At 75.2% G+C, this 7,460-nt stretch carries 8 protein-coding genes and 1 rRNA gene; 2 read left to right on the forward strand and 7 right to left on the reverse strand.

The window, feature by feature from the left end; all coding sequences use genetic code 11:
- Nucleotides 1–392 precede the first annotated feature (392 nt).
- From KBX43_RS14960 to KBX43_RS14975, 4 genes are read right to left on the reverse strand one after another with little or no spacing between them, the layout of a single operon-like run.
- Nucleotides 393–1,277, reverse strand: coding sequence for an NAD kinase (locus KBX43_RS14960; RefSeq protein WP_073831635.1), 885 nt, complete (start codon nt 1,275–1,277; stop codon nt 393–395).
- Nucleotides 1,274–2,122, reverse strand: coding sequence for a TlyA family RNA methyltransferase (locus KBX43_RS14965; protein ID WP_104115246.1), 849 nt, complete (start codon nt 2,120–2,122; stop codon nt 1,274–1,276). The genes KBX43_RS14960 and KBX43_RS14965 overlap by 4 nt, the downstream gene beginning before the upstream one ends.
- Nucleotides 2,123–2,143: 21 nt before the next feature.
- Complete coding sequence (locus KBX43_RS14970) at nt 2,144–2,371, reverse strand: hypothetical protein (protein ID WP_030502668.1); 228 nt, start codon at nt 2,369–2,371, stop codon at nt 2,144–2,146.
- A complete protein-coding gene (locus KBX43_RS14975; protein WP_113974879.1) occupies nt 2,368–2,946 on the reverse strand; it encodes a phasin family protein in 579 nt (192 codons plus the stop codon). Before KBX43_RS14975 ends, KBX43_RS14970 begins: the two co-directional genes overlap by 4 nt.
- Nucleotides 2,947–3,058: 112 nt before the next feature.
- Between KBX43_RS14975 and KBX43_RS14980 the strand changes: the two genes are divergently transcribed.
- Complete coding sequence (locus KBX43_RS14980) at nt 3,059–3,394, forward strand: SCP2 sterol-binding domain-containing protein (protein WP_043324901.1); 336 nt, start codon at nt 3,059–3,061, stop codon at nt 3,392–3,394.
- A gap of 42 nt (nt 3,395–3,436) precedes the next feature.
- Here the strand turns inward: KBX43_RS14980 and KBX43_RS14985 are convergent, their stop codons facing one another.
- Nucleotides 3,437–4,432: an HAD-IIA family hydrolase gene (locus KBX43_RS14985; RefSeq protein ID WP_210884997.1), complete on the reverse strand. Its 996-nt coding sequence runs from the start codon at nt 4,430–4,432 to the stop codon at nt 3,437–3,439.
- A 71-nt stretch (nt 4,433–4,503) separates the two neighbouring features.
- The gene (locus KBX43_RS31570; protein WP_247677436.1) at nt 4,504–5,529 is read right to left on the reverse strand and encodes a Replicase polyprotein 1ab; all 1,026 of its coding nucleotides are present in this window, start codon (nt 5,527–5,529) and stop codon (nt 4,504–4,506) included.
- On the opposite strand from KBX43_RS31570, the gene KBX43_RS14995 reads away from it, so the two are divergent.
- Complete coding sequence (locus KBX43_RS14995) at nt 5,530–7,155, forward strand: hypothetical protein (protein ID WP_210884986.1); 1,626 nt, start codon at nt 5,530–5,532, stop codon at nt 7,153–7,155. It abuts the gene before it with no gap.
- A gap of 94 nt (nt 7,156–7,249) precedes the next feature.
- Here the strand turns inward: KBX43_RS14995 and rrf are convergent.
- A 5S ribosomal RNA gene (gene rrf, locus KBX43_RS15000) occupies nt 7,250–7,366 on the reverse strand.
- Nucleotides 7,367–7,460: the final 94 nt, after the last annotated feature.

Consider the following 7,460-nt stretch of genomic DNA (forward strand, 5'->3'; position numbering starts at 1 on the left):
GACCTGATGCCGCCGCACCGGCGACATGTCGCCAGGTGGACACGAGCGCAGCGCGGTAGAGGGCCGGGACGCCGGAGATCGCGTCGCCCAGCTCGCGCACCGCCGCTTCCTCCGGCGGCGGCTGCACGACCTGTCCGCCCGACCGGGGTCGACACCCGATCGGGCGCGGCGCGCCGGTCCGCCCGCCGCGGCCGGCTACGACACTCCGGCGTCCCGACCGTCGCGGCCCCGACCACCCCCTGGCCGAGCCCGCGACATCCGGGCCACGCATCCGGAAGCGGCGGGCCTCACCGCCGCACCCGGACTCACCTCATCGCGGCCCGTACGCCCACCGTAACGTGCGCGGCGGCCCGGACCGGTGGTCCGAACGGAGGTTTCCGCTGATCCGTCGGTCAGCGACGGTTGCCCCGCCAGCCCTGGACGGGCAGGTCGAACTTGGCCACCAGCCGGTCGGTGAACGGACGCGCCCGCAACCGCACGATGCGCACCGGCAACGTGCCCCGGCGCACCGTGACCCGGGCGCCCGGCGGCAGGTCGTAGACACGCCGGCCGTCGCAGCAGAGCACCGCGAGGGTGGTGAACGGGTCGACGGTGATGACGAACGTCGACGTCGGCGCGGTCACCAGCGGGCGGCTGAACAGCGCGTGCGCGCTGATCGGCACCAGCAGCAGCGCCTCCACCTCGGGCCAGACCACCGGCCCGCCGCCGGAGAACGCGTACGCGGTGGAGCCGGTCGGGGTCGCGCAGATCACGCCGTCGCAGCCGTACCGGGACAGCGGCCGGCCGTCCACGTCGACGAGCAGCTCCAGCATCTGGGCGCGCTCGCCCTTCTCCACGCTGATCTCGTTCAGCGCCCACGACTCGATGGTCGGCCCGCCCTCGAACTCGGCGGTGACGTCCAGCGTGAGCCGTTCGTCCACGCTGTAGTTACGCTCGACCACGTCACGTACCGCGGTGTCCAGGTCGTCGATCTCCGCCTCGGCGAGGAAGCCGACCTTGCCCAGGTTGATGCCCAGCAACGGGACCTTCGTCGGACGGGCCAGCTCGGCCGCGCGCAGGAACGTGCCGTCCCCGCCCAGCGCGAAGACGATCTCGGCGCCCTCGGCCGCCTCCGGGCCGGTCACCGGCACCACACCGGGCAGGTCCAGGTCGTCGGCCTCCTCGGCCACCACCCGCACCTCGAAACCGGCGGCGATCAGGTCGGCGGCCACCGCCCGGGCGTGCTCGGTGCTGCGTCGACGGCCGGTGTGCGTCACCAGCAGCGCGGTGCGGCTCACCCGGACACCTCCTCGGTCGTGGCCGCCGTGGTGGCGGCGCCCTGCGGGCCGGCGGCCACTACCGCGCGGACCCGCTCCGGGTCCGCGGCGGGCGCGTCCCCGCGCAACCATACGAAGAACTCGACGTTGCCGCTCGGCCCGGGCAGCGGGCTGGCCGCCACTCCGGCCAGGCCCAGGCCGAGCCCGGCGGCCGCCGCGGCCACGTCGAGCACCGCCTCGGCGCGCAGCGCCGGATCGCGGACCACGCCGCCGGCGCCGACGCGCTCCTTGCCGACCTCGAACTGCGGCTTGACCATCAGCGCCAGGTCGCCGCCGGGGCCGGTGCACGCGGCCAGCGCGGGAAGCACCAGACGCAGCGAGATGAACGACAGGTCGGCCACCGTCAGGTCGACCGGGCCGCCGATCGCCTCCGGCGTGAGCGTACGCACGTTCGTACGCTCGAACACCCGCACCCGCTCGTCGGTGCGCAGCGACCAGGCGAGCTGCCCGTAGCCGACGTCCACGGCGACCACCTCGGCCGCGCCGCCGCGCAGCAGCACGTCGGTGAACCCGCCAGTCGACGCGCCCGCGTCCAGGCAGCGCCGGCCGGTGACGGTCAGCCCGCCGGGGGCGAACGCGGCGAGCGCGCCGGCCAGCTTGTGGCCGCCCCGGGAGACGTACTCGTCGGCCGGGTCCTCTCCGGTCACCAGCAGCGGATCGGCCGGGTCGACCATCGCCGCGGGCTTGCGTGCCCGCACTCCGCGCAGCTGGACGCGACCGGCCTCCACTAGCGCGGCGGCCTGTTCCCGGGAGCGGGCCAGCCCGCGCCGGACCAGTTCGGCGTCCAGCCTGGTACGACGAGCCATCAGGTGTGTCTCCGCCTCTGCTCAGGCCTGGTCGATGGTGGCGAGGGTCTCGCGCAGCGTCTCGTACGCCGCCTCGTACTGGGCGATCTGGTCGGCCGGGGCGAGCGCCTCGGCGTTGGCCATGCCGAGCACCGCGGCGTCCACCGCCGGATGCCGCGCCTCGCCGACCTCCTCGGCCGGCGCGGGGCGTACCCCCGGGGGTGGTCCGGGCCGCGGGCCCGGCGGCGGACCGGGCCGCGGCGCGGTCACGAGCCGGCCGCCCGGCGGCCGGTGGCCTTCCTCGCCGGCCGGGCGGGCGCGGCGGGCGAGCCGTCGGCGGGGGTACGGGCCATGGTGGCGGGCGGCTTCTTCGCGATCGCCTTCTTGGCCACCGTCTTCTTCGCCACCGCCTTCGTCGGCGCCGTCGCCGCGGACTCGGCGGTCGGCGGCACGGTCGCGCCGGACGGCGCGGTGGCGGTCCCGGCCGGTGCGGCGGCGGGCTCGGACGATCCGGCGGGCGGCGTCTCGCCGGGCCCGAGGTTGCCGCGCGCCTCGCGCAGCTGCCGCTCCAGGTCGTGCACCCGGCGGGTCAGCTCGGCGACCTCGTCGGCGGTGGCCAGCCCGACCGCGCCCAGCGCCCGGTCCACCTCGAAGCGGACCAGCTTGGTCAGCGACTCCCGGTTCGCCAGGCCGGTGGCCACCAGCTCCTCGGCGAGCGTCTGGATCTGGGCGGCGGTCGCGCCACCCTGACCGACGACGCGCATGACCGCGTCCTGTGCCTTCTTCCGGGGCGCCTCCGTCAGGCCCATGGCCAGCTCGAGGTAGGCGCGCCACGCGTCCTGCATGCCTGAGTCCTTCCGCGGGGCGAGGTGTGCAGGTGCCACGCTACCGGGCACCCCGGACGCCCCATTGCGGTACGGTGCCGGGAAACGGCGTGGTTCGTGGTGAGGAGACGATGTGGCCAGCGTGGACGAGTGCCGGCAGGCGTTGCAGGACCTGGCCGCGCGGCTGGACCGCAACGCCGAGGCGCAGGGACGCATCGACCTGGACCGCACGCTGGCCTGCCGGATCACCGATCTCGGCACCGCGTTCCACGGGCGGCTGGAGGGCGGGCGGCTGGTCGACCTAGCCGACGGCGACGACCCGAAGGCGAAGATCGCGCTGAGCACCGGCAGTGACGACCTGGTCGCGCTGGTGAACGGCCGCCTCGACGTGATGTCGGCGGTCGCGTCCCGGCGGGTCTCGATCAAGGCGAACCCGTTCGACCTGATGAAGCTCCGCAAGCTGCTCTAGCCGGTCCACCGCGACCGCGCCGCCGTCGGGGTGCTTCGCCGCTCAGCCGTCGAGGCCGAACGCGGCGAGCGCCTCCGCCGCCGCCGGGGACTGCGCCCGCACGCGCGGCCCGGCCGACGCCGACCAGGCCACCGCGCAGAGCGCGGCGAGCGCCTCCAGCGGCGGTCCCGCGCCGTCGAGCACGAGGTCCGCGCCGGCTTCCGCCACCGACCAGCCGCCGGCGGTCGCCCGGCCCGGCACCGCCACCACCGCGTCCGGGTCGAAGAGCCCCGCCAGGTCGAACGAGACGTACGCGGGGCGGCGCTCCTCGGACGCCGCCAGCAGCTCGGCGGCGTCGCTGACCCCGGTGAGCACCAGCAGGCTGTCCAGCCCGGCCCGGCGGGCGCCCTCGATGTCGGTGTCCAGCCGGTCCCCCACCACGAGCGTGCGCCCGGCCCCGGCCCGGCGCGCGGCGGTGGTGAACAGCGCCGGCTCCGGCTTGCCCACCACCACGTCGGGGTCGCGGCCCAGCGCGGTACGCAGCACCGCGACCAGCGAGCCGTTGCCCGGCAGCGGGCCGCGCGGGCTGGGCAGGGTGCGGTCGGTGTTCGTGGCGTACCAGGGCGCGCCCGCGCGTACCGCCAGGGACGCCTCGGCCAGGTCCGACCAGCCGACCTGCGGACCGTAGCCCTGGGCCACGGCGGCGGGCTCCTCGTCGACGGTGGACACCGGCCGCAGGCCGACCGCGCGCAGCTCGGCCCGCAGCGCCTCCGCGCCGACCACGAGCACCGGCGCCCCCTCGGGCAGCCGGTCCCGGAGCAGCTCGGCGGTGGCCGCCGCGGAGGTGAGCACCTCCGCCGGCTGCGCCGGAACGCCCATGCCGGTGAGCAGGTCGGCGACCTCGCTGGAGCGCCGGGAGGCGTTGTTCGTCGCGTACGCGACGGCGCGCCCCTCGGCGTGCAGCCGGCCGACCGCCTCGACCGCGCCCGGGATGGGCCGGTCGATCAGGTAGATGACGCCGTCCAGGTCGAAGACGACAAGCGAGTACGCGTCGACCAGCCGGCCGGCCGCTCCGGCGCGGACGGGTCGCCCCTGGTCCGCGCCGGTAGCGGTGTCCCCGCCGTACCCGGTCACCGGCGCTCCGCCGCCTCGCCCTCGCCGGACGCGGCGTCGCCCGGTGCGGGCCGGTCGGCGTCGGCCTTGTCGGCCGGGGTGACGTCGGTGGCGTCCGCAGCCGCGACGGTGCTGCCCGGCGTGGCGGTGTCCGCGGACGTCGTGACGGCGGTCGGGGCGCCGGTGGCGAGCGAGCCGGCCTCGGCGTCGGTCAGCTCGTCGTCGGTCAGGTCGCCCGCGTCACGGTCCCGGTAGCCGGCCCGTGCCGCGTCGCCGCCGGTGCCCGACACGACGTCGTCGCTAAGCCGCGCGTCGTCCTCACGGTCGTCGTCATCGTCATCATCGTCATCATCGTCGTCATCGTCATCGTCATCGTCGTCGTCGTCGTCGTCATCGTCGTCGTCATCGTCGTCGTCGTCATCGTCGTCGTCGGCCGACGCCTCGGACGTGTCCGCGTCGTCCTCGGGCTCGTCGTCGCCCTCGATGACCACGCCGTCCAGCTCCAGCAGCCGCTCGGCGGCGTCGGTCTCCCCCTCGGAGTCCACGTCGGCGGCCCGGGAGAACCACTCCCGCGCCTCCTCGCGCCGGTCCACCGCCAGCAGCGCGTCCGCGTACGCGTAACGCAGTCGCGCCGCCCACGGCTCGGTCGAGTCGCCGGTCAGTTCGCGGACCTGAAGCATCGCCACGGCCGCGTCCTTCTGCCCGAGGTCGCCGCGCGCGCCGGCGGCCACGATGAGCAGTTCGATCGCGACGGCCTGGTCGAGCTTGTCCCGGTCGGCGCCGCGGAACAGGTCGATCGCCCGCTCCGGCCGGCCCAGCGCCCGCTCGCAGTCGGCCAGCACGGCCAGGTGGCTCTGCAGACCGCTCATCCGGTGGTACGTCCGCAGCTCGGCAATGGCCGTCTGCCACTCACCGGCGTGGTACGCGGCCAGTCCGACGGCCTCCCGCACGGCGGCGATCCGCGACGCGAGCCGGCGGGCCGCCATGGCGTGCGCCAGCGCCAGCGTCGGGTCCTCGTCGATCAGCAGCCCGGTCGCGACCAGGTGCCGGGCAACCGTCTCCGCAACCGGCTTGGCGAGGGAGAGCAGTTCCGCCCGGACAGCCGAGTCGAGGTCGCTCGCGACGACCTCGTCCGGCAACTCCGGCGCCTCACCGGTACGCCCTTCGCCGCGCTCGTCCCGGCGCTCCCGCTGCGGACCGAAGTTGCCACGGCGGTCGTCGCCGCCCGGCCGGTCACCGTAGCCACGGCGCTCACCGTCCCGCTCGCCCCGGAAGCCGCCCGGCCGACGGTCGTCACGACGGTCGTCGCGGCGGAAGCCACCCTCACGGCGCTCGCCGCCGCGGAAGCCGCCCTCGCGGCGCTCGCCGCCGGCGTAGCTCTCCCGACGGTCGCCACCCTGATAGCCGCCTTCGCGACGGTCGCCACCGCGGAAACCACCCTCACGGCGGTCGCCGCCTTCGCGACGGTCCCCGCCACGGAAGCCGCCCTCACGGCGGTCGCCGCCCTCACGACGGTCACCACCACGGAAGCCACCCTCACGGTCTCCACCACGGAAACCGCCCTCACGACGCTCACCACCGCGGAAGCCGCCTTCACGACGCTCGCCGCCCCGGAAACCACCCTCACGGTCCCCACCACGGAAGCCACCCTCACGGCGCTCACCGCCGCGGAAACCGCCGTCACGGTCACCGCTCCGGAAGCCACCCTCACGGCGCTCACCGCCGCGGAAACCACCCTCACGGTCACCGCTCCGGAAGCCACCCTCACGACGGTCACCGCCGCGGAAGCCGCCCTCGCGGTCGCCACCGCGGAAGCCACCCTCACGACGCTCACCACCGCGGAAACCGCCTTCCCGACGGTCACCGCCGGCGAAGCCACCCTCACGACGCTCTCCGCCACGGAAGCCGCCGTCACGGTCGCCGCCCCGGAAGCCGCCTTCACGACGGTCACCACCGCGGAAACCGCCTTCCCGACGGCCACCGCCGGCGAAGCCACCCTCACGACGGTCACCGCCGCGGTAGCCGCCGTCGCGGGTGCCGCCCTCGCGACGCTCACCGCCCCGGTAGCCGCCGTCACGGGCACCACCTTCACGGCGGTCGCCACCGCGGAAGCCGCCCTCGCGATCGCCACTGCGGAAGCCACCCTCACGGCGGTCACCACCACGGAAGCCACCCTCACGGCGGTCGCCGCCACGGGCGCCACTGTCACGGTCGCTGCCGCGGAAGCCGCCATCACGGTCGCCGCCCCGGAACCCGCCTTCGCGACGGTCGCCGCCCGGACGGCTTCCGCTCCGGAAGCCACCCTCACGGTCTCCACCACGGAAACCGCCCTCGCGACGCTCACCACCGCCGAACCCGCCTTCACGACGGTCGCCACCGCGGAAGCCGCCCTCGCGATCGCCACTGCGGAAGCCGCCCTCGCGGCGGTCACCACCACGGAAGCCACCTTCACGGCGGTCACCACCACGGAAGCCACCCTCGCGACGGTCGCCACCACGGGCGCCACTGTCACGGTCACCACCGCGGAAGCCGCCCGGGCGGTCGTCGCGGCCACCCCGGTACGAGGGACGGTCATCGCGACGGCCGTCGCGGCCGGCGTCACCACGCCCCTGGCCACGGTCGGCGCGATCCTCGTAACGACGGGGGCGGTCCCCGCCCTGGGGTCCTGAGCTCACAGGTACATCCTTCCTGATGGCGTTTCCGCCGAGAACGCTAACGCAGTCGAGGGCCGCCCCTGCTGGGGCGGCCCTCGACTGGAAGATTGTCCGGCGGTGTCCTACTCTCCCACACCCTCCCGAGTGCAGTACCATCGGCGCTGGAGGGCTTAGCTTCCGGGTTCGGAATGTGACCGGGCGTTTCCCCTCCGCCATGACCGCCGTAACTCTATGAACATGTCAACCAACCCAACCTGTGGGTGATCGTTTGTTCAGAGTTGCACAGTGGACGCGTAGCAGCTTGGTAGTCAAGTCCTCGG

It is taken from the genome of Micromonospora sp. C41, assembly GCF_018070485.1.
GTDB lineage: Bacteria > Actinomycetota > Actinomycetes > Mycobacteriales > Micromonosporaceae > Micromonospora > Micromonospora chalcea.